Below are 19,024 nucleotides of genomic sequence, written 5' to 3' on the forward strand. Positions count from 1 at the left end.
GCCGCGCCGCTCTCGGTGCTCGTGCGAGTTTCGCCGCAGCCGCTAGCGACGGGGGCGTTCTGCAGCCAAATCCACGACGCGGATATCGCGCCACCTCACCTTGATACCGCCGCCGTCGTGGATCTGGAGGGCGATCGAACCGTCTCCGGCTCCGATGCGGTCGTCCTCGAAATCGACCATCGCCACCCCGTTGAGCCAGGTCCTCACCCGGGAGCCCTCCGCGCGGACCCGCATGGTGTTCCACTCGCCCATGCGCAGAGCCCGGTCTAGCTCGGGCTCGGGCCGCACCAGCCAGCCTCGGCCGTAGGATTCGTAGATGCCGCCGGTATGCAGCCCCGGCGGCGCGACCTCGGCCTGCCAGCCGTTCACCACCGTGCCTTCCACGCTTGAACGGAAGAAGACACCGCTGTTGCCGTCGGCCTCCTGCTTGAAGTCGAGCGTCAAGTCGAAGTCGCGGAACGTGTACTCCGTGGCGAGATAGCCGTAGGCGGCATCCGGTCCGCTCTCGCAGACCAGTTCTCCCTCCTCGACGTACCACAGTTCGGTGCCGTGGACCGTCCATCCGCCAAGATCGTCGCCGTTGAAGAGTGCCACCGGCTCCAGTCGCCGGATCCTGATGCTCCGGAACCAGACCTTGCGTCCATGATCCTGAAGCCCGATCGGTCCCGACCCCGCCGTGCCGTATTCGGGATAGGGCGAGAACTTGCTGGCGGCCACCATCTCCTCCCACTCGGAAGAACCGAGCTCGTATTCGACGGTCTTCTCGCCGTTGAGCCAGTGCTCCACCAGCTCCCCTTGAACTCGGATTCGGCCACTGTTCCACTCTCCGGGTCCGTGCAGGGTCTTGGGGCCGGAGGCGTGCAGGTCGTAATTGTCGCCGGTGAGGTGGGTGTTCATGTCCATGGTCCCCATCTCCAGGTAGGCGTCGTCGTCCAGGACCTGGTATTCGGGCGCGTTGTGCCAGATCGCCGCCCCTTCATTTTCGATCACACGGTAGAGCACGCCGCTGTTGGCGATGTCGGAGAGCATGAACTCGAAGCGCAGGTCGAAGTCGGCGAAGGACTCGGTGGTGACGATGTCGCCTCCGACCGCGACGTCGGGGTCGGTTGCGGTGGCGCCCACGACGAGAGCGCCGTCGATCACCGCCCACCCCGTGTCGGGGAAGTTCTCCCGACCGTAGCCGCGCCAGCCGGAGGTCGTCTCGCCGTCGAAGAGAAGCTCCCAACCTGCCTCGGCTTCGTCGGGCGTGAGCGTGTTGGGGACCGCTCCGGCCTCGTCCCGAACGTCGTTCGCCGGGTTGCACGCCGCCGCGACGAGCGCCAGCGCGGCCAGCTCGCGTCGGTGCGCGCGACCTCTCGTCGCCATCATCGTTCCCTCATCCGATCGGGGTCCCAGCGCACCATGCGTTCCTCGAAGTAGCTCGTGTTGCAGGCGAGAGACGGCGCGGCCGCCCTCAGGCCGAACACCGAGTTCTCCGCCACGGGAGGGCCTCCGCGCACGGCCCGGAAGAAATTGTAGAAGTGATCCAGGTGAGCGCCGCCGTATCCCGTTTCGACCCGGTAGACCGCCTCGGCGGGCGGGAGCATCCGGGCCCGCGGAGGCATGTCCGTTACCGCACCCGTCGTCTCCGCCATCTTCTCCTGCAGGAAGGCGTCGGCCATGGGATCGACGGGGGCGTTCTTGCGGAGTACCACCTCGGTCCAGGTGACGTCCATCGAACCCTCGCTTCCCACCATCCTCAGGAAGGTGCTTCCGGACGTTCCGTCGACGAAGTTCACACGGAGCGAGAGGTTGAAACCGGGATGGGAATCCGACTCCGGATAGTCGAATACGCCTATCAGCACGTCGGGCACCTCGCGACCGTCGTCCCAGTAGCGGAGTCCGCCCGCCGCCTGCACGCGTACCGGGCCGCGTGAGCCGGTTATGAAGTGCAGGCTCGAGAAGAGATGAACGAAGAGGTCGCCCGCCACCCCGGTGCCGTAGTCCCGATAGTTCCGCCAGCGAAAGACGCGCAGCGGGTCGTACGGCCGGTGCGGCGCCGAGCCCAGGAAGCCTTCCCAATCGACCGTCTCTTCGGAAGCCTCCGGGGGGATGGGATACTGCCAGGCGCCGATCGGGTCGTTGCGCGCCCAGTAACCTTCGGCGTAGTTGAGCTCGCCGATGGCTCCAGCCTCGTAGAGCTCCTTTGCCTTCTCGTTGCCGAGCGAGCTCATGCCTTGGCTCCCGACCTGGAAGACCTGACCCGAGTCTCTCTCCGCCTCGATGATCTCGGCTCCCTCCGAAATGGAGTGGACCATCGGCTTCTCGCAGTACACCGCCTTGCCGGCGCGAAGGGCGTCTACCGAGATCCGGGTGTGCCAGTGGTCGGGCGTCCCCACGATCACGGCGTCCACGTCGTCGCGCGCGAGGATTTCACGGTAGTCGCGCGTGGTGAAGAGTTCGCCGTGTCGCTCGATGGCGGAACTCAAACGGCCGTCGAAGATGTCGCACGCCGCCACCAGCTTCACACCGGGTACGTGGAGCGCGGTGTTCGCGTCGGCCATTCCCATGCCGCCCGCTCCGACGACGGCCAAGCCGAGAACGTCGGAAGGAGGGAGCGGGTCCGCCTCCGGCTTCCGGCTGCGAGAGAGCCAACCGGAGACCGCAGTGCCGGCCGGAGCTACCGAGCCGCCCATCAGACCGGGCGCGAAAGCGGCGGCGGCGGAGCTCTGTGCCATTCGTCGGAGAAAGTGACGTCTGGGCCGGCGCTTAGGCTGCGAAGCGGGAGCGCTGGGCGGTTTTCTCTTCATGCTGAGTTCGGTCGAGTGGGCGGGCAGGGAAGGCGTGCGGTCACCAGAACGACGACCCGGAACCCTGGGCGGCGGGTCGCATTCTAACTTCCACCCGAAACCGGAGGTTTGCAAGGCGGGAGCAGGGCACGGACGCGACGGTGCGCGGTCGCCATTCCCTCCCGGCGGCTTCAACGCTATCTTTCCATGCTGTTCACGAAACCATCACCCCTCGTCGGAGCGTCCGCGTCCGACAACCGCAAGCGCCGATGACTTACGCAGTGTTCGAGACCGGAGGCAAGCAGTTCCGCGCCGCGCAGGGCGCCAGGCTTCGCGTACCCTCGCTCGATGCCGAAATCAGCGAGTCCGTGACCTTCGACCGCGTCCTCCTCGCCTCCGCAGGGGAAGAGGTTCGCGTGGGCGATCCCGTCATCGACGGAGCCTCGGTCCGAGCGGAGGTGCTTCGCCACGGACGCGACAAGAAGATCGTGGTGTTCAAGCGCAAGCGGCGCAAGGGATACCGCCGAAAGCAGGGACACCGGCAAGGGTACACCGAGGTCCTCGTCGAAGAGATCGCTCTACGGACCGCCGAGGTCGTATAGCGGAACCGAAAGGAACGGATCATGGCACACAAGAAGGGCGTAGGCTCGAGCCGGAACGGAAGAGACAGCAACCCGAAGCGGCTGGGGGTCAAGACCTTCGCCGGAGAGACGGTCACGGCGGGGAGCATTATCGTGCGCCAGCGCGGAACGAAATTCCACCCTGGCCGGAACGTCGGCAAGGGGTCCGACGACACCCTTTTCGCAAAAGCGGACGGCGTGGTGAAATTCGAGCGCATCCGGTCGCGCGCGGTGGTGTCGGTCTACGCCGCCGGTTAGCCCACGGCCTTCCGGAAACGGTCCGACCGATCGCGAACTTCGGCGGCTCGCCGAGGTGCCGCCCCACACCTCCGACGACGGGTATTCGGTGACCGCCTCGTCCGCAGACAGGCCGGCACCTCGCATTCTGTCCGTGATCGGAACCCGTCCCGAGGCCGTCAAGATGGCCCCGGTGATCGAAGCCGTCACCGCCCGAGGCGGTTGCGATCACCGCCTGCTCCTCACCGGTCAGCATACCGACCTCGTCGACCAGGTGCTCGCGCATTTTCGGATCCGCAGCGATTACGACCTGGACCTGATGAAGCCCGGCCAGAGCCTCTTCGACGTCGGCACGGGATGCCTCGACGGCATGCGTGGGGTGCTGGAGGAATTCCGGCCCGACGTGACCATCGTCCAGGGTGACACGGCCACCGTTTTTTTCGCCGGAGTGGCGAGCTTCCTCCGGAGAGGCAGGCTGGCGCATGTGGAGGCCGGTCTGCGCAGCCGTCGCAAATGGTCGCCCTTTCCTGAGGAAATGCTGCGCCGAATGACCGACACCATCTCGGATTTCTGCTTCGCGCCTACTCCCGCCGCAGCCGACAACCTGCGGGCCGAGGGCGTGGAGGAGGAGCGCATCTGGGTGACCGGCAACACCGTGGTCGATGCGGTGGAGAGCGCCAAATCCCGCAGCATGGTGCCGGATGACCCCACGGTTGCGGAGCTGCTCGCCTCGCCAAGGCGTCTTGTGCTCCTGACCGCGCATCGCCGCGAGTCCTTCGGCGAACCGCTGAAGCGGGTGTTTTCAGCCGTGGCGGAGCTCTCCGACCGCTTTCCCGATCTCAACATCCTCTACCCGGTGCATCCCAACCCCAACGTGCGGAAACCTGCGTACCGTCTGTTGGGCACACCGGAGCGGAGCGGCCGCATCCACCTCACGGGTTCGCTCTCGTACCGGGACATGCTCGCGGTTCTCTCGGGAGCGTCGCTCGTGCTGACCGACTCGGGAGGCATCCAGGAGGAGGCGCCCGCCTTCAACGTCCACACCCTTGTGCTTCGCGACGTGACCGAACGTCCGGAAGGAGTACGAGCCGGCGTTGCCACCCTGGTGGGAACCGATTCGAGACTCATTCTCGCCGAGGCGACGCGCAGACTCTCCGACGTCGCCGCCGGACTTCCCGCCAACCCTTACGGCGACGGGAAGGCGGGAGAGCGCATAGCGGACATCATCCTCTCCAGCCTCGCCGGCCGTCCCCGACGTACGACCGACTGGCAACCCTCGGGAACATAGTCGCTCTTGAAGATCGTCTTCCACTGCGTCTACTACCCGCCGGAGGTCGGCGGCCTGGAGAGCCACGTCAGCTTCCTCTGCCGCGAGCTTGCCCGCAGGGGCCACGAAATCTCGATCGTCACCTCACTATCCCGTCCTGGCCTGCCTGTCTTCGAGGAGGAGGACGGCGTTTCCGTGTGGCGCACGCCGCTCCCGACCCGCACTCCCGTCGGTTGGTTCCTCCACGCGCTCGGCTCCACTCCTCGCACGCGGGCGGTCGTACGGGGCGCCGATCTCGTCCACGCCCAGGCCTTTCCCTCGATCCTTCCCCTGAATCTGGCCCTCGCCGGTGCCGGAACGCCGCTCGTGTGCACGCTTCACACCTCCCACTTTCTGCGGCTGGCCTCCAATCCGCTCGTCGCTGGACCTCTGGGCGCACTGATCGCCAGGAGCGACCACAACTTCGCCTCCAGCGGCGAGATCGCTCAGGTGGGCGAAGGGCTCAGGCGTGGCATCTCGGTCGAGCCTCTCGTGAACGGCGTGGACACCGAACTCTTCCGGCCCGGCCCGGCGACCTTGCCGCCCGGCGCAAGGAGGTGGAGACTGATGGTGCCTCGTCGTCTCTTCTCCAAGAACGGAGTCGAGTTCTTCGTGCGCGCCATGCCGTCGATAGTCGCCGAAGCCGACGTCGAAGCGGTTTTCGTAGGTGATGGGCCAGAGCGGAAGCGGCTGGAGGAGCTCGGCGGGGAACTCGGGGTCGCCGACCGGATGACCTTCCTCGGCTCGCGTCGCCACGCCGAGATGCCCGGGTTGCTGGCGTCAGCCGATCTCGCCGTATTTCCGTCCCTGATGGAAGCCACCTCCGTCGCCGCACTGGAGTGCATGGCCTGCGGCCTGCCTGTGGCGGCTTCCGATGTCGGCGGACTGCCCGAGATCGTCGACGACTCCGTTGGAGGCCTCTTCCAGCCGGCGGATCCGAGCGGTCTCGCCGCCAAGGTCCTCGAACTGCTCTCGGTGGAAGAGCTCGCCCGCCGCGGGGCCGAGGGCCGGAGGCGGGTGACCCGTCACTGGAGCAACGCCCGCCTGGTGGATCGACACCTGGAGGTCTACCGGAAGCTCCTCCGCCCGGGCCGGCAGCGTGCGGCGAAACTCGCACGAGCGCCGGGAGCGCCGCCGGGCTAGCCGGTCGGACGCCTATCCCGTTCCCTTCTCCTGGGCGGCCCGGGCGGAGGCGATAACCCGCCAGAGGACGTCGCGCACCATCTCCTGGTCGATCCCTCGTTCTCGCGCGATCTCGCTCGCCCTGCGGATCACCAGCGCTTCACGCGCCGGGTCGAGCACCTGCATGCCCAATTCGGTCTTGGCCCTGCCGATGGCGAGCACGAGCTCCCGCCTCGCGCCCAGTATCTCCACGAGCTCTCTGTCGGTCTCAGTGACCTGCCGCCGCAGAACGTCGAGATCGGCCGGTCCGGTCGCTGCCCGTGCTTCCGTTCCTTCGGCATCCGAAACCGCACCATCCGCAGGGGATCGGCTCACCGCCCGCCCTCCACGAAGTCCGCCACATGCTCCGGATCCTGACGCCTGGTGGTCAGGCTGACCCCGACGAGCACCGGCAACTGGATCGCCAGCCCGAGGACGCCTTCATGGATGTCGAAGGGCTTAAGGTCGGGGTTCAGGAAGAAGAAGACGGAAGTCGCCACCCCGGCAAGAAGTCCGAACGCCACTCCCGGCGTCGTCGCCCGTCGCCAGTAGAGCGCGGCGAATACCGGTGGCGCGAGCTGTGAAATGGGGCCGTATGCTGAGAGGAGAATCTGCACCAGCGACGTGCCTCCCTGGAGAGCGAACACGTATGCGAGGGTCCCCGTCACGAGAACCGTTATTCTGATCAGGCTGCGACGCGCGCGTTCGTCCATCTGCCGGTAGAGAGCCACTCCGTCCTCCACGAACACCGATGCGGCCGCATGCATGAGAGCGTCACCGGTCGACATCGAGGCCGAGAGAGCGCCCGCGCAGAAAAGTCCAACGACCAGCACAGGCATCCCGGTCTCCAGAATCATGAATGGGAGGATCGAGTCCGAGTCGACGGGTCCGCCTCCTTGCCGACCGGCGAAGAGCACCCCGGCGAAACCGATAAGGAAGATCGGAATCAGGAAGAGCTGGAAGGTCGGGAAGAGGACGACAGTGCGCCGTAGAGTGGCGTCGTCCTTGGCGGTAAAGGCCTTCATGAAGAGGTGCGGCCACATCATCAGACCGACCGCGCTCGCCAGAATGACGCTGGAGAAGGCGCCCCAGGTCCAGGGGCTCCCGCTCGCCGTCAACCCGGGCATGGCCAGCAGTTCGGGACGGGCGTCCGCGATGCCCTCGAACATCGGGCCGATGCCCCCGTAGAGATGGTAGGGCAGGTAGAGCCCCAGCGACCAGGCGATCACGACCATGAAGACGCCCTGGAAGGTGTTCGTCCACCCCACCGCCATCGCCCCCGAGCGCAGCACGTATGCGGTCACGATCCCATACGCGGCCAGGGCGCCGACCCACAGGGGGACGTTGCCGTCGGTGACCGCGTTTATGACGATCCCCGCACCCCGCATCTGAATGGACACGTAGGGAACGAACGCCACTATCGAGATCAGAGCCATCAGGAGGGAGAGCTCTCGCGATCGGAACCTGCCCGTCACGAGCTGGGCCTGAGTGACGAATCCGAAGCGTCTGCCCAGAGCCGCCACTCTCGGCCCCCACCAGTAGAACGGAGCCATGCCCAGGGCGCCGTAGGCCAGAATGTAGAAGGCCGCCGCGCCGCGCGAGTAGGCCCAACCGGGACCGCCGAGAAATGCGAAGGCGCTGAAGACCGACGCCCCGGTCACGAAGTACATGACGACCAGACCGAAGGACCGGTCCGCCGCCACGTATCCGGTCACGCTCTCGCTGGACCGCCGTCCGGCCCGGAATCCTATGGCGAGCGTCGCACCCAGATAGAGAACGATGATGGACGTGATCCACAGCCAGCGCTCCATCACTCGTCTCCTCTCGGTGAGCGAGGGTCGGCCGCAAGTGCCCGACGGTCGACGGCGTCCAGGATCGCGAAGACCACTGTGAACCCGGCCACCCAGCCTGCAATCCACGCCATGGAGAAAGGAAGCCCGAGAACGAGCGGTCTTGCGGCGGAGAAGGGGAGGATGCCCGGCCAGGTCACGGCGACGAGGGCAAGGCCGGTGTAGGCGACGGCGAATCCCCGAACGACTTTAGGCGCCATAGAGCGACGGGTTGATGGTTTTGCGGACCGGAGCCGGGTCCGACGAGGTTGGAATGATACAACATAGGGGGCCGGACGCCATGCCGCCCGAGCGGCGACCCGTCCGCACGGAGGGCGCTCGAACGGTGCCGAAGACCTTCGGCGACACTTGCGGCCGCCGCCCCACCCGCCCGGCGACGCACCGGGAGTCTCGCTCTCGTGGTGTGCCTGCCGTCTGTCAGCTACCTTGTGTCGTTAGGCTATCTTTACCCGCATCACGTCGTGGACCCTTCTACCAACTCTGAGGCTTCCATGGTTTTCACCCCGATCCGTCTTTCGGCGCTCGTCCTCCTGGGCGCCTTCGCAATCCCGTCCGGCGTCGACGCCCAGAAGCGCGCCCTCGACCACGACGACATCCTGACCTGGCGCACCATACAGGCGCCGTCGCTCTCGCCGGACGGAGCGTGGCTGACCTACGCGCTCTCCCCCGTGGAGGGAGATCCCGTGGTGATCGTCCGGCAGGCGCTGGAGGACGGAGTCTCGCTCGAGTTCCGGGGCGAGCGGCCGGCCTTCACTTCGGACTCCAGGTACGTGGTAGTCTCGATCCCACCTGTCGAGGCGACCGTCGACTCTCTCCGGCGGGAAGGGGTTCGCAACTCCGAGCTGCCCGGGGACTCGCTCGCAGTCGTGGAGCTGGCGGAGATTTCCGGCATGGGCTTGGAAGCGGTGCGGAGACTGGGGGCGGTGGAGAGCTACCGGACGGCCGGGTACGGTCCATGGCTCGCTTATCGTCCCGCGGAAGAGGAGGGCGAGGGCGAGGACGACCCGGATGATGAGGAGAAGGGGGAAGAAGAGCCCGCCGAGCAGGAAGGCGAGGCGGAGGACGAGGAGAACGACAAGACCAAGGAGGCCGGAGACGCTCTCGTCCTGGTCGACCTGGTATCCGGCTCCGAAACCAGGTTCGAGCTCGTTGACGAATTCGTCTTCGCCGACGAGGGCGGCGTCTTCGCCTACGCGACCTCGTCGGAGGACGGAAGCGAGGACGGCGTGTACGTGCTCGAGCTGGGCGGCTCCTCGGACGCCGGCGCCGTGTTCCGGGGAGCGAGCCATTACCGCGAACTCACCCTCTCCGAAAACGGTGACCGGCTCGCCTTCCTGGCGGACCGCGACGACTATCAGGCCGATCAGCCCGAGTTCGTTCTCTACCAGAGCTCGGCTCCCGAATGGGACGAGGCGACAGCGGTCGCGAGTTCCGGAAGCGGCAGCATTCCGGCCGGATGGTGGGTGAGCGAGCACGGCTTCCTGTCCTACTCCGACGACGGCGAGCGGCTCTACTTCGGCACGGCGCCACGCCCCGAGCCCGAGGTCGAGGACGACACGCCCGACGACGACAAGGTCGAGATCGACATTTGGAGCTGGAAGGACCCCTACCTCCAACCCATGCAGCTCGTGCAGGCTAACCGGGAGCGCGACCGGACCTACCGGGCGGTGGCCCATCTCGCCACCGGCTCCCTGGTCCAGCTCGCGACCAAGGAGGTGCCCGATGTCGCCATGGCCGACGCCGCAGGCGCCGGGTTCGCGCTCGGACTGTCCTCGCTGCCTTACCGGCAGATGGTATCGTGGGACGGCACCTACCGGGACTTCTACGTGGTGGACATGGCCACCGGCGATCGACGCAAGGTCGCGGAGATGGTCAAGTCTTTCGCCTCCATCTCGCCCGAAGGTCGGTACCTGACCTGGTGGGATGGGGTCGAGAGACACTGGGTGGTCGCGCCCACGGACGGTGGCGGTCCGTTGTTCGCGAGCGCCGGCGTTCCACATCCAGTCTGGAACGAACTTGACGACCATCCGGATCTGCCTCCCTCCTACGGCTCGGCAGGATGGACCGAAGGAGACGAGGCCTTTCTTTTCTACGACGACTTCGACATCTGGCGCTTCGAGCCGGCCTCGGGCGAAACCACGAATCTGACGGCGGGCAGGGGGCGCGCGGAGGGCATTCGCTTCCGTTACTCCCGTACCGATTTCGACCAGCTCGCGATCGAGGAAGGCGAGGCTCTCCTGAGCGCGTTCCACAAGACCGACAAACGCTCGGGTTTCTACCGCGGGAGAACGGATCGAGCGGCGGCGCCGAGCGAGGTGGTGATGGCCGAGAAGCGTTTGCAACTGCGCGGCAAGGCCGAAGATGCGGAGCGCTGGCTCCTGACCAGACAGGACTTCCGCGAATACCCGGATCTCTGGGTCACCGACGGTTCGTTCACCGACGCATTCAAAGTCTCGGAGGCGAACCCCCAGCAAGAGGAATTCACCTGGGGCGACGCTGAGCTCGTGGAGTGGCGTTCCAACGACGGCACGCCCCTACAGGGCATTCTCGTCAAGCCCGACGACTTCGACCCGTCGGACAACTACCCGATGATGGTCTATTTCTACGAGCGCATGTCCGACGGACTCTACAGCTACCGGCCTCCGACGCCGGGCGGTTCGTCGGTGGCGATCTCCTTCTACGTATCGAGGGGCTACCTGGCGTTCATACCCGACATCCCGTACGAGGTCGGCTACCCCGGCGAGAGCGCCTTGGACGCGGTGGTGCCCGGCGTCCTCTCCCTGGTCGATCGCGGATTTGTGGACCAGGCGCGCATCGGTGTGCAGGGACACTCCTGGGGCGGGTACCAGATCGCCTACATGATCACCAAGACCGATCTCTTCGCCGCCGCGGAGGCCGGAGCCCCGGTTTCCAACATGACGAGCGCGTACGGGGGCATACGCTGGTCGTCGGGGATGAGCCGCATGTTCCAGTACGAGCGCACGCAGAGCCGGATCGGCGGTACCCTGTGGGAGGAGACCCAGACCTACCTGCACAACTCGCCCGTCTTCTTCGCGGACAAGGTCCGGACGCCGCTCCTGATGATGCACAACGACGAGGACGGCGCCGTTCCGTGGTATCAGGGAATTGAGATGTTCGTGGCTCTGCGCCGGTTGGGCAAGCCGGTCTGGATGCTCAACTACAACGGCGAGGGCCACGGGCTCTCGCGCCTTCCCAACCGCAAGGACTGGGCCCTGAGGATGCAGCAGTTCTTCGATCACTATCTCATGGACGCCCCGGCGCCGGTCTGGATGGAGGAAGGCGTGCCCGCGATCCTCAAAGGCGTCACTTTGGGAACGGAGCTCACGAGTCGCAGTGGAATCAGTTGATGGAAGCGCCGCATCCGGTTCTGAGGCCTGAGCCGCCCGAGGCGATCCGTTTCTGGGCGCTAGCCGCAGACCGGGCGAAGCTGTCGGCGATGATGGTGGAATTCGAGCAGATCTGCACCGACTGGGGCGTGCCGCGCTCAGCGTCGTTCAATCTCGAGCTGGCCATCGACGAACTCGTCACCAACTCGATCAGCTACGGATTCAACGAGTCGGAGGCGAAGCCGGACATCCGGGTCGCCGCCGCCACCGAGGCCGATACGGTCGCAGTCTGCATCGAAGACAATGGGGCTCCCTTCGATCCATTCGAGGAGGCGCCGGCGCCCGACTTCGAACTTGGAATCGAGGAGCAGCCGGTAGGGGGGCTGGGAGTTCACCTGGTCAAGAACATGGTCGAAGAGTACCGCTACGAGCGGCTGGACGGATACAACCGGCTCCTGCTACGCATGGCGCTGGCCGGCAAGTAGAAATCTGCGGACCTACTCCCCAGGGGACGTCGTGTCACGAATGGAAGCGGAAGCGGACCACCCTCACGTCGAATTCCGCGAGGTCTCCAAGAGCTACGACGGAACCGCCCTCGCCGTGAGCGGGGTCTCGTTCTCCGTCGAAAGAGGTGAATTTCTTAGTCTGCTCGGCCCCTCGGGATCGGGGAAGACCACCTGCCTCTCCATGCTCGCGGGTTTCGAAGAGGTGACGGACGGCGACATCCGTCTGGGGGGACGCTCCCTGCGCGGTATGCCGCCTCGCAAGCGGGGGATCGGCATGGTCTTCCAGAACTACGCCCTTTTTCCGCACATGACGGTCGCCGCGAATCTGGAATTTCCGCTCGAGGTCCGGGGCGTCTCCCGAACCGAGCGGCGCGACCGGGTCGGGCGGGTTCTCGACCTCGTGCGTCTCGCTAAGATGGAGGACCGCCGACCTGCGGAGCTCTCCGGCGGCCAGCAACAGAGAGTCGCGATAGCCCGAGCGCTCGTCTTCGAGCCCGACCTGGTGCTGATGGACGAGCCGCTGGGGGCGCTCGACCGCCGGCTCCGCGAGGAACTGCAGTACGAGATCAGACGCATCCATCGAACCCTGGGCGTGACCGTCGTATACGTGACCCACGACCAGGGCGAGGCGATGGTGATGTCCGACCGCATCGCGGTGATGAAGGACGGCGGGATCCAGCAGGTAGCCGCTCCCGAAACTCTCTACGAGGAGCCGGACACCGCTTTCGTGGCCCGTTTCGTCGGAGAAAACAACACCTTCCGGGGGAGAGTCGAACGAGTTGACGGAACGCTGTGCGATGTGGCCCTGCACGGTCGCGGCGATGGCCGCCCGCACGAGGTGAGCGCCATGCGGATCGCCGATCTCTCGCCCGGAGACGAGACCACGCTCTCGATCCGACCGGAACGAATGGCCATCGCGCCCGAAGCAGGTCTCTACCGGAACGAGTTCGACGCCGAGATCGAGGACATCACCTTCCTGGGCGACCACCTGCGCATCCGGCTCGCCTTGTTTGGCGGCGCCTGCATCGCCAAGATTCCGAACCAGCTCGGCCAAGGCAGGGTCCTCGGCGGGGATCGGGTGAGAATCGGATGGACGGCCGTCGATTGTCGGGCTCTCGATGCCGATTGACGTGAGGTCCGGCGGAGAGCACCGAAATGCCGCCCGCCGGAGTCACCTTCGCATCATGATCGCGCTGCTCGCCGCAGCGCCCGGATGCGGCACCGACGACGGCTCCCTCACCGTCGTGTCCTGGGGCGGTTCTTACGCCCGTGCCTGCGTTCTCGGATACTATCAGCCCTTCACGGCGGAGACCGGGATTCCGATCAGCCTGGAGGACTACAACGGCGGCCTCGCCCAGATAAGGGCGCAGGTGGACCTCGGCAGCGTCCACTGGGACGTGGTGGACATGAACGTCGCCGACGCGACGCGGGGTTGCGAGGAGGGGCTGTTCGAACCGATCGATACCGGAGACCTCGCCCCTTCGGACGGGGGAGAGAGCATCGAAGACGACTTCTACGAAGGCACCATTTCCGAATGCGGTGCGGGAACGCTCTTCTATTCCACCGTGGTGGCGTACAACGAGACCAGCGTGGGCGCCAGCCCACCTGCGCGCCTCGACGATTTCTTCGATCTGGTGGCGTTCCCGGGTCGGAGAGGGATGAGGCGCACGCCCGAGGTCAATCTCGAGTTCGCGCTGATGGCGTCGGGGGTGGCGCCGGAAGACGTCTATACCGTCTTGAGCGGTCCGGGTGGCGTGGAGCGCGCCTTCGCCAAGCTCGACGAAATCAAGGACCAGGTCGTCTGGTGGGAGGCCGGAGCCCAGCCGCCTCAGATGCTGGCGGACGGAGAGGTCCTGATGACGACGGCCTACAACGGTCGCATCTTCAACGCACAGGTCTTGGAGCGACAGCCCTTCACGATCATTTGGGACGGTCAGGTACTGGACTTGGGGATGCTCGTAATCGTGGCCGGCACTCCCAACCTGCAGCAGGCCAAGGAATTCCTGCGCTTCTCCTCGCGGGCGAGTTCGCAGGCCGGCGTCGGGCGCTACATCGCCTACGCCCCGGTGCGTCGTTCTGCGGAGCCGCTCATTTCGGTCCACGCCGAGACCGGGGAGGAAATGGCTCACCATATGCCCACACACCCCGACCACATGCGGCGGGTGCTGCTGTTCGACGCCTCGTGGTGGGTGGACCACAAGGATGAGATGAACGAACGCTTCACCGCCTGGCTCACGCGATGATCGTTCCCGGGCGCCGACGCCCCCTGGCCGACCTCTCCGCGCGAACGAGGGCCGCGCTACTGGTTCTGCCGCTGCTGGCGTTCGTCGGGGTCTCCTTCGCGGCCCCGCTCACGACGGTACTCGTGCGCAGCTTCCACGACCCGGTCGTCGCCGACGCGCTTCCGGAAACACTCTCGCTGCTCGACGACTGGGACGGCGCCGACGGGCCTGCGGACTCGGTATTCGCAGCTCTGGCCGTCGAGTTCTTCAAGGCCGGAGAGGAACGGACCATCGGCAGGGTGGCGGGACGGGTGAATAGAGTCCGTTCCGGTTCGCGCGGCCTCATCGTGTCGACGGAACGGGCGCTGCGGGAGACCGAGGGACCGCGCGACCGCGCGGCCTTCCTGGCCCATGACCCCGCATGGGCGGAAGCGGAACCGTGGCGGGCGCTCGCAGTCGCAGGGGAGCGCTACACCCTCCGCAACTTCCTCGCGGCTCTCGATCTGGAACGGGTGCCCGGCGAGGGTGTCGTGCGAGTTCCGGAAGAACGGCGCGCCTATGCGCGACTCTTTGTAAGAACCCTGTCGGTCAGTCTGGGCGTCACCGCGATCTGCCTTCTGTTGGGCTACCCTCTCGCTCACCTGATCGCGAACTCGAAAGGCAGGAGGGCGACGATCCTTCTGGTCCTCGTGCTGGTGCCCTTCTGGACATCGCTGCTGGCTCGCACGACCTCATGGATAGTGCTGCTCCAGATGCAGGGCGTCATCAACGACATTCTGGTCTGGACGAAACTGGTGGACGACGACGGCCGGCTGGCGCTCGTCTACAACATGACCGGGACGGTCATCGCCATGACCCACGTGCTGCTGCCTTTCATGGTGCTCCCGCTCTACTCGGTGATGAAGCGCATTCCGCCAGGTCACATGCGGGCGGCGGCGTCGCTGGGCGCCGGACCGGTACGGTCGTTCCTGAGGGTCTACTGGCCCCAGAGCCTGCCGGGCGTGGGGGCGGGCTCCCTGCTGGTTTTCGTGCTCGCGACCGGTTACTACATCACACCTGCGCTGGTGGGAGGAAGTTCGGGCCAGCTCATATCCAACATGATCGCGTACCACATGCAGGAATCCCTGAATTGGGGACTCGCCGCCGCCCTGGGCGCGATCATCCTAGTCGCGGTGGCGCTGATCTTCGTTCTTTACGACCGGCTCGTGGGAATGAGCGGCATCGAGCTGCGGTAGCGGCACGTGGACGAACCTCTTTCAGCTTTCCGACGATGCTGGACCCGGAGGTCGGCGGCGGCGATGAGTGGCGGGCAGGAATGAACGGGGCGGCGGCCCGCGCCGGCAGAGGCGTCTACCTCGGGTTCTCGGCGGCGGTTCTCTGCTTTCTGGTCCTACCGCTCTTGGTCGTGGTTCCGCTCAGCTTCAACGCCGAACCCTACTTCACCTTCTCCGAGGGCATGCTCGCTCTCGACCCCGACGCATACTCCCTGCGCTGGTACCGGGCCATCACCGAAGACAGCATGTGGCGCGGAGCCCTGGTGAACTCGGTCGTGATCGGGAGCTCCGCCACCCTCTTGGCGACCGCGCTGGGAACTCTGGCCGCCTTCGGGCTCACCAACCCCGCCATGCCGCTGCGCAGGACGGTCACGGCTATCCTGCTCTCACCCCTGGTCACCCCGATCGTCATCGCGGCGGCAGGCATGTACTTCTTCTATTCCCGCGCCGGTCTGGGACAATCGCACCTAGGGCTCATCCTGGCGCACGCCGTCTTGGGAACGCCATTCGTGGTCATTACCGTCACGGCCACACTTGCGGGCTTCGACCGCAATCTGACCCGAGCCGCAGCCTCTCTGGGCGCCGGCTCCTGGCGCATCTTCCGCAAGGTCCAGCTTCCGCTCATCGCTCCCGGGGTCCTCTCGGGCGCACTCTTCGCCTTCGCGACCTCTTTCGATGAAGTCGTGGTGGTGATCTTCCTGGGCGGCGTCTCCCAACGCACCGTTCCCAGACAGATGTGGGCCGGCATCCGAGAACAGATCTCCCCGGCCATCCTCGCCGCCGCGACGCTGCTGATCCTCTTCGCGGTCGGCCTTCTGCTGACCACCCGCTGGCTCGCCGCTCGGACCGCCTCCACCTGAGTCCAACCGATGTCCGACCCCTTCAAGCAAGCGGGAGCCGAAAAACCCGACCTCGGCCTCCTTCTCAGAGCGACGTCACGAACGTTCGCGCTGAGCATCGAAATGTTGCCCCGGCCATTGAGAAAGCAGCTCACGGTCGGGTACCTGGTTCTCCGCGTCTCGGATTATTTGGAAGACAACTCCGCGATGAGCGCCGCCGCCAAGACCAGCGCTCTCGACCTATGGGCTGCGGTACTGGAGGCGAGGGCGGACGCCGACGAACTTGAAGAGCTCCTGGACGACTCTCCCTCAGATTCCATCCCCGATTTTCATGCGGCGCGGGCCGCCGGAAGGATAGCGGCCAGCCTCGGACGCCTTCCGCCTCGGGCCCGGGAGTTGATCGTGCGCCACACGGTCGCGACCACGCGCGGGATGGCGCGCTGGGTCGAACGAGGCCCCGATTTTGCCGACCTGGACGACCTCGACGACTACATGCACGAGGTCGCGGGTCGGGTCGGCCACCTGGTCACCTCGCTAGCCGCGCTCCGTTGGCAGGGGGTGTGCAGAGACCTGGAAGAACGAATGCGACTCGCCAGAGAGTTCGGGCTCGGTCTCCAGACCGTAAACGTGCTGCGTGGACTGAGCTCGGACCGCGACCGAGGGTGGATTTTCGTGCCGCGCTCGATGCTCCCACCCGGTATGGCCCCTTCTTCGATCTTCGACGAAGCGCACCGCGAGACCGCCGTCTCCGCAGTGCTGGAACTCGCCGACAAGGCCGAAGCCCACCTGGAGGGAGCTCTCGCCTGGGTCACATCGTTGCCGCTATCCGCCACCCGGCTGAAAATCGCGTTCGTCATGCCTCTCCTCTTCGGTGCGCGCACCCTGGCGCTCTGCCGCGAGCGGCCGGGCGAGGTGGTCGACGGAACGGTGAAGATGACCCGCTCGGAGGTGACGGCCCTGGTCAGGAAAACTCTCGCACTAGGCTGGTCCAACGCCTGGGTGCGTGGCAAGACACGGGGTTTGCTCCGACCCAGGCCGTCATGATGGGGTGGACCGCACGCGAGCTGAGGATCCCGTGTCGCACCGCCGCATCCGCGGATCTTTCAGCAGCCCGTGGACAGTCTCACGCGAGCCCGGAGAACGGTGCAAGCGACCGGATATTCCACGGACGGCCGCTACAGCCCCGAGACATCGTACACCTCGATTCGCACGCCCTCGAGCTCCTGCCACCCGGCTAGGATGGAGATCCCGTCGGTGAACAGGTAATCGGCTGCGGGAACCGGCCAGCGCAGGAATCCATCCTCCGAGAGAACCCCGAGCGTCGCGGCCGAATCCAGCGGATCTTCCGATCGCGGAACGAGCATTCTGTAGATGAGGCCCTCTTCGCCGCCGATCGCGAAATCGAAGGGTGGTAAGCTCTTCGGCAGAGTCATGTCGGCCATGATCTCTTCGAGCGCCGCCAATTCTCCTTCCGACGCCTCTCGGTCTTCCAGGAGCTGGGTCTGGATCGCCCCGAGCGCGTTGTCCGGCAAAGGATGCCGAGGAAGGCGGGAGTGGCAGACATCCCCGGTTTTGACGCCGTTGAGCGCGTAGGCGGTCAGACATTCGTCCTCCGCGTAACCCATTACGAAGCCGCCGTCGTACGCGGCCATGACGGGATGGAACCGGCTCAGGTCCGTCGAAAGTCCTGCGAGCGCCTCTTGAATACCTAAGGGATCCTCCCCGATCACCTCCAGCCATCCGCCCTCGTCCGTCGCGATCGCGACTCGATCGGCATCCCGGCCCGGGTAGCAGCCGTAACGGACCGCGAGTCCGGTGTCGAGCTCGACCAGCTTCCTGAGGGCGGGCATGGGACAATCGTTCATCGAGAACCGTCGCTCGTCCAGATGATTGCCCTCCGTGTCGAATATCTCGATGATCAAGCCGTCGAGTACCGCGACATTCGGACCGTAGGACGAAATATCGATCGGCAGTTCCAGTTCACCCGGCCCTTCGCCGCTACGGCCGAAACTGGACACGAGACCGGCATCGCTGTCGACTCGATGAAGGCGTCCGGCCAAGCCGTCGAGGACGAACCAGTCGCCGCCCACGCGCGCCGCCGCCGATGCCGAGAGCACCTCCGCGTGGAGGATGGCCTCGGGGGGTGCGCTGACCTCGGTCATCGGTAAATCGGTCGCACCGGCATCCGCACCTCCCCTGGAGTCACCGGCCTGGCAGCTTGCCAGGAGGAGGGTGCCGACGAGGAGCGTGGGGAGAGAAGAGGGAAGGGCTCCGCCATCCGATCTCGCCGCTGCGAAACGCGAGCGGCGGCGAGGGCGCCGGTGTCGCGGGTTGAGCGGGGGGACGGGGTTGGCCGCGCTGGTGCGGGCCACCCAGCCGGATACGTTGCATTGGCACATTTGTCGTTCCTTTGAAAAGGCTGAATGGAGGCGCCGCCTAGCGGATGAGGTATTCGAACCTCGATGTGAGACCTGCCTGACGTGACTGCATCCGGTAACCTACATGCCGGAACGGGGCAAAAGGATGGCGTTTTGGGACGACGTCGACATGAGAGCGTCGCCATCCGCTTTCAGAGGTTTCCGACGACTCCCTCGCGAACCGCGATCTCATCCGTGCCGGCCGAGCCGAAATCCGGAGGCCAGGCGACCGAACCTCCAGCGGCTATCCGGAGCCGTCGCATTACGTCCATGGTGAGGGCGACTCCGGGAAACATCTCGGCCGAGCCCGGATGTTCGTAGAAATAGACGCCCCGCACCGCAGGTCCGTGGACCGAGGCCGCGGCGCCTTGGATGACGAGCGCCGTCCGCTCGTTCAGGCCGACCCCGAACACCGCCGCTCCGCCGAGCGCGACCACTGGAAACCGACCCCGAGCCGGTCGCCGGGGTGCGGCCGAC

Annotated in this window: 18 protein-coding genes; 11 read left to right on the forward strand and 7 right to left on the reverse strand. The window is 66.0% G+C overall.

The window, feature by feature from the left end; genetic code table 11:
• Positions 1-42: 42 nt before the first annotated feature.
• Positions 43-1,365: a DUF1080 domain-containing protein gene (locus tag J4G12_01005; protein MCE2454386.1), complete on the reverse strand. Its 1,323-nt coding sequence runs from the start codon at positions 1,363-1,365 to the stop codon at positions 43-45.
• Positions 1,365-2,789 (reverse strand): Gfo/Idh/MocA family oxidoreductase, encoded by a 1,425-nt coding sequence (locus J4G12_01010; protein ID MCE2454387.1) that lies wholly within the window; start codon positions 2,787-2,789, stop codon positions 1,365-1,367. The genes J4G12_01005 and J4G12_01010 overlap by 1 nt, the downstream gene beginning before the upstream one ends.
• Before the next feature lie 248 nt (positions 2,790-3,037).
• Here J4G12_01010 and rplU point away from each other — a divergent pair, with 248 nt between their 5' ends.
• From rplU to J4G12_01030, 4 genes are all read left to right on the forward strand, one after another.
• Positions 3,038-3,370 carry a 50S ribosomal protein L21 gene (gene rplU / locus J4G12_01015; GenBank protein MCE2454388.1) on the forward strand — a complete coding sequence of 111 codons (333 nt, stop codon included), beginning with the start codon at positions 3,038-3,040 and terminating at the stop codon, positions 3,368-3,370.
• A 21-nt stretch (positions 3,371-3,391) separates the two neighbouring features.
• Complete coding sequence (gene rpmA / locus J4G12_01020) at positions 3,392-3,646, forward strand: 50S ribosomal protein L27 (protein ID MCE2454389.1); 255 nt, start codon at positions 3,392-3,394, stop codon at positions 3,644-3,646.
• A 133-nt stretch (positions 3,647-3,779) separates the two neighbouring features.
• Positions 3,780-4,913, forward strand: coding sequence for a UDP-N-acetylglucosamine 2-epimerase (non-hydrolyzing) (gene wecB / locus J4G12_01025; GenBank protein ID MCE2454390.1), 1,134 nt, complete (start codon positions 3,780-3,782; stop codon positions 4,911-4,913).
• Between the two features lie 6 nt (positions 4,914-4,919).
• Positions 4,920-6,074, forward strand: a complete 1,155-nt coding sequence (locus tag J4G12_01030; GenBank protein MCE2454391.1) for a glycosyltransferase family 4 protein — start codon at positions 4,920-4,922, stop codon at positions 6,072-6,074.
• A 12-nt stretch (positions 6,075-6,086) separates the two neighbouring features.
• On the opposite strand, the gene J4G12_01035 is transcribed toward J4G12_01030, so the two are convergent.
• From J4G12_01035 to J4G12_01045, 3 genes are read right to left on the reverse strand one after another with little or no spacing between them, the layout of a single operon-like run.
• Positions 6,087-6,428, reverse strand: coding sequence for a chorismate mutase (locus J4G12_01035; GenBank protein ID MCE2454392.1), 342 nt, complete (start codon positions 6,426-6,428; stop codon positions 6,087-6,089).
• The gene (locus J4G12_01040; GenBank protein ID MCE2454393.1) at positions 6,425-7,903 is read right to left on the reverse strand and encodes a sodium:solute symporter family protein; all 1,479 of its coding nucleotides are present in this window, start codon (positions 7,901-7,903) and stop codon (positions 6,425-6,427) included. The genes J4G12_01035 and J4G12_01040 overlap by 4 nt, the downstream gene beginning before the upstream one ends.
• Positions 7,903-8,142 (reverse strand): hypothetical protein, encoded by a 240-nt coding sequence (locus J4G12_01045; GenBank protein ID MCE2454394.1) that lies wholly within the window; start codon positions 8,140-8,142, stop codon positions 7,903-7,905. The genes J4G12_01040 and J4G12_01045 overlap by 1 nt, the downstream gene beginning before the upstream one ends.
• A 291-nt stretch (positions 8,143-8,433) precedes the next feature.
• Here J4G12_01045 and J4G12_01050 point away from each other — a divergent pair, with 291 nt between their 5' ends.
• The 7 genes from J4G12_01050 (at position 8,434) to J4G12_01080 (ending at position 17,174) form a co-directional block, all read left to right on the forward strand.
• Positions 8,434-11,310, forward strand: a complete 2,877-nt coding sequence (locus J4G12_01050) for a S9 family peptidase (protein MCE2454395.1) — start codon at positions 8,434-8,436, stop codon at positions 11,308-11,310.
• Positions 11,310-11,774, forward strand: coding sequence for an ATP-binding protein (locus J4G12_01055; GenBank protein MCE2454396.1), 465 nt, complete (start codon positions 11,310-11,312; stop codon positions 11,772-11,774). Before J4G12_01050 ends, J4G12_01055 begins: the two co-directional genes overlap by 1 nt.
• A gap of 40 nt (positions 11,775-11,814) precedes the next feature.
• Positions 11,815-12,924, forward strand: a complete 1,110-nt coding sequence (locus J4G12_01060; protein ID MCE2454397.1) for an ABC transporter ATP-binding protein — start codon at positions 11,815-11,817, stop codon at positions 12,922-12,924.
• Positions 12,925-12,979: 55 nt separating this feature from the next.
• Positions 12,980-14,038 (forward strand): ABC transporter substrate-binding protein, encoded by a 1,059-nt coding sequence (locus J4G12_01065; protein ID MCE2454398.1) that lies wholly within the window; start codon positions 12,980-12,982, stop codon positions 14,036-14,038.
• Positions 14,035-15,252, forward strand: coding sequence for an ABC transporter permease (locus J4G12_01070; GenBank protein ID MCE2454399.1), 1,218 nt, complete (start codon positions 14,035-14,037; stop codon positions 15,250-15,252). Before J4G12_01065 ends, J4G12_01070 begins: the two co-directional genes overlap by 4 nt.
• Positions 15,253-15,332: 80 nt before the next feature.
• Complete coding sequence (locus J4G12_01075) at positions 15,333-16,151, forward strand: ABC transporter permease (protein ID MCE2454400.1); 819 nt, start codon at positions 15,333-15,335, stop codon at positions 16,149-16,151.
• A 102-nt stretch (positions 16,152-16,253) separates the two neighbouring features.
• Complete coding sequence (locus tag J4G12_01080; protein ID MCE2454401.1) at positions 16,254-17,174, forward strand: squalene/phytoene synthase family protein; 921 nt, start codon at positions 16,254-16,256, stop codon at positions 17,172-17,174.
• Between the two features lie 131 nt (positions 17,175-17,305).
• On the opposite strand, the gene J4G12_01085 is transcribed toward J4G12_01080, so the two are convergent.
• Complete coding sequence (locus tag J4G12_01085; GenBank protein ID MCE2454402.1) at positions 17,306-18,292, reverse strand: hypothetical protein; 987 nt, start codon at positions 18,290-18,292, stop codon at positions 17,306-17,308.
• Positions 18,293-18,699: 407 nt separating this feature from the next.
• The gene (locus J4G12_01090; protein ID MCE2454403.1) at positions 18,700-18,984 is read right to left on the reverse strand and encodes a hypothetical protein; all 285 of its coding nucleotides are present in this window, start codon (positions 18,982-18,984) and stop codon (positions 18,700-18,702) included.
• Positions 18,985-19,024 lie beyond the last annotated feature (40 nt).

Source organism: Gemmatimonadota bacterium (assembly GCA_021295815.1).
Classification (GTDB): Bacteria; Gemmatimonadota; Gemmatimonadetes; order Longimicrobiales; family Gaopeijiaceae; genus JAGWBQ01.

Coding starts and splice junctions, on each gene's coding strand:
- J4G12_01005 (MCE2454386.1), bottom strand. CDS start 1,365: ATGGCGACGAGAGGTCGCGCGCACCGACGCGAGCTGGCCGCGCTGGCG.
- J4G12_01045 (MCE2454394.1), bottom strand. CDS start 8,142: ATGGCGCCTAAAGTCGTTCGGGGATTCGCCGTCGCCTACACCGGCCTT.
- J4G12_01040 (MCE2454393.1), bottom strand. CDS start 7,903: ATGGAGCGCTGGCTGTGGATCACGTCCATCATCGTTCTCTATCTGGGT.
- J4G12_01070 (MCE2454399.1), top strand. CDS start 14,035: ATGATCGTTCCCGGGCGCCGACGCCCCCTGGCCGACCTCTCCGCGCGA.
- J4G12_01085 (MCE2454402.1), bottom strand. CDS start 18,292: ATGACCGAGGTCAGCGCACCCCCCGAGGCCATCCTCCACGCGGAGGTG.
- J4G12_01080 (MCE2454401.1), top strand. CDS start 16,254: ATGTTGCCCCGGCCATTGAGAAAGCAGCTCACGGTCGGGTACCTGGTT.
- J4G12_01065 (MCE2454398.1), top strand. CDS start 12,980: ATGATCGCGCTGCTCGCCGCAGCGCCCGGATGCGGCACCGACGACGGC.
- J4G12_01055 (MCE2454396.1), top strand. CDS start 11,310: ATGGAAGCGCCGCATCCGGTTCTGAGGCCTGAGCCGCCCGAGGCGATC.
- rplU (MCE2454388.1), top strand. CDS start 3,038: ATGACTTACGCAGTGTTCGAGACCGGAGGCAAGCAGTTCCGCGCCGCG.
- J4G12_01010 (MCE2454387.1), bottom strand. CDS start 2,789: ATGAAGAGAAAACCGCCCAGCGCTCCCGCTTCGCAGCCTAAGCGCCGG.
- J4G12_01050 (MCE2454395.1), top strand. CDS start 8,434: ATGGTTTTCACCCCGATCCGTCTTTCGGCGCTCGTCCTCCTGGGCGCC.
- J4G12_01060 (MCE2454397.1), top strand. CDS start 11,815: ATGGAAGCGGAAGCGGACCACCCTCACGTCGAATTCCGCGAGGTCTCC.
- rpmA (MCE2454389.1), top strand. CDS start 3,392: ATGGCACACAAGAAGGGCGTAGGCTCGAGCCGGAACGGAAGAGACAGC.
- J4G12_01075 (MCE2454400.1), top strand. CDS start 15,333: ATGAACGGGGCGGCGGCCCGCGCCGGCAGAGGCGTCTACCTCGGGTTC.